This is a genomic window from Halomonas halmophila (assembly GCF_006540005.1).
Classification (GTDB): domain Bacteria; phylum Pseudomonadota; class Gammaproteobacteria; order Pseudomonadales; family Halomonadaceae; genus Halomonas; species Halomonas halmophila.
This window is the reverse complement of the sequence record NZ_BJOC01000082.1, coordinates 1-1,147: the sequence shown is the minus strand read 5'-3', so window position 1 is coordinate 1,147 and position 1,147 is coordinate 1. Positions and strand designations below refer to the sequence as shown.

Sequence of the window (1,147 nt, the reverse complement as noted above, 5' to 3'; positions counted from 1 at the left end):
AAGAGTTATCAGGATCTTGTGCGTGGTGGAAGACATGAAAATCGTGATTGGGATCGTGTTGAAGAAATTGTGCTATGGAAAAAACGGCGTTTGATTGGTCTGAAAATGACGTTCGATGATGGGTTGGGTCCTTACTCCAGCTATCAAAAGCTTTATTGCAATGAAGGTGAAGTCGAAAGGATTCTTGATCTTGTGAAAAGCCGGACGCCAGATGTGGAGTATTTTGAGAAGAAGCTTGTTGTAAATGAGATTTCTGCGCAGTTAGAAGAGTAAATGTATCGTGACCAATGAAAAACGATGACCACCCAAGCCAAGGAGCAGGACTCGCATCGCCCCGGCGATCCGCCCTACGAGGGCGTGCATACCTTCCATAATGCCCGCCGCCGGCTGCATCGCCGCCGCCGTGACGGCGAGATCGGCTGGTTCAAGGTCTCCATGTGGTATGCGTGGCATATCCTCGACCTGTGGACGATTCCTTTCCACCTCGCTGAATGGGAAATTCGCGCCATCCAGAAGGCCGAGCGCAAGACCCTGCCAGCGAGCCTCGAGGAATGGTCGCAGCCGCTTCCCAGGGAGCAGTGGGCCCAGCCCAGCGCGGAACTCGAGCGCCTCTCGGCGGAGGTTCGACGGCGTCAGCAGGAACAACCGACCCGCCCCATCACCGCCATTTTCGCCGAGGTCTACGCCGAGGAAACGACGCTTTCGGCCTGATGGGCAAGCGTGGCCCGGGACTCTCGTCGAGACATGGGTCCAGCGAAAGGTACATCGCACGGCAAGGACGCCGTGCTCACACAACCCCGCCAGGGAAGGCGCGCTATCGCCCGCCCCGGCGGTAGCGTGCTCAACAACCGGCTGAGCCTGGCGTCCGCCCCGGGCCCAATCCGATTCCCGGGCAACTGGAAGAGCAGGAAGCCAAACTGCGGGAGTTGGGCATTGAGCCCGGAGCGGATACCGATGCCGAGGCCTGGCAGAGCAAGCTGATATGGCGCAATGATGTGCGCTACGACGAGGCCCTGGCCTTCATACAGGCGCGCCAACCCGAGCTGGAACGACTGGAGCGGCAACGCGAGCAATGCCGCGCCGATCTGATCACCTGGCTGGATCGGCTGCCGCTCTCGGCGCAGGAGCTGTGTTTCGATGGCTGCCA

2 protein-coding genes and 1 pseudogene are annotated in these 1,147 nt (G+C 59.2%); all 3 read left to right on the top strand.

Translation table 11 applies throughout. From position 1 onward, the window contains the following. A pseudogene (locus tag HHA01_RS14815) lies at nt 1-273 on the top strand (hypothetical protein); the annotation flags it as partial. A gap of 24 nt (nt 274-297) precedes the next feature. After that, on the top strand, nt 298-711 hold the full coding sequence (locus HHA01_RS14680) for a hypothetical protein (protein ID WP_174787743.1): 414 nt from the start codon (nt 298-300) through the stop codon (nt 709-711). Between the two features lie 215 nt (nt 712-926). Further along, the coding region (locus HHA01_RS14675) for a hypothetical protein (RefSeq protein ID WP_141322061.1) at nt 927-1,147 on the top strand (221 nt) is incomplete at its 3' end.

Bases quoted from the DNA above. Each gene is read 5' to 3' on its own strand.
- HHA01_RS14680 (WP_174787743.1), top strand. From the start codon at position 298: ATGACCACCCAAGCCAAGGAGCAGGACTCGCATCGCCCCGGCGATCCG.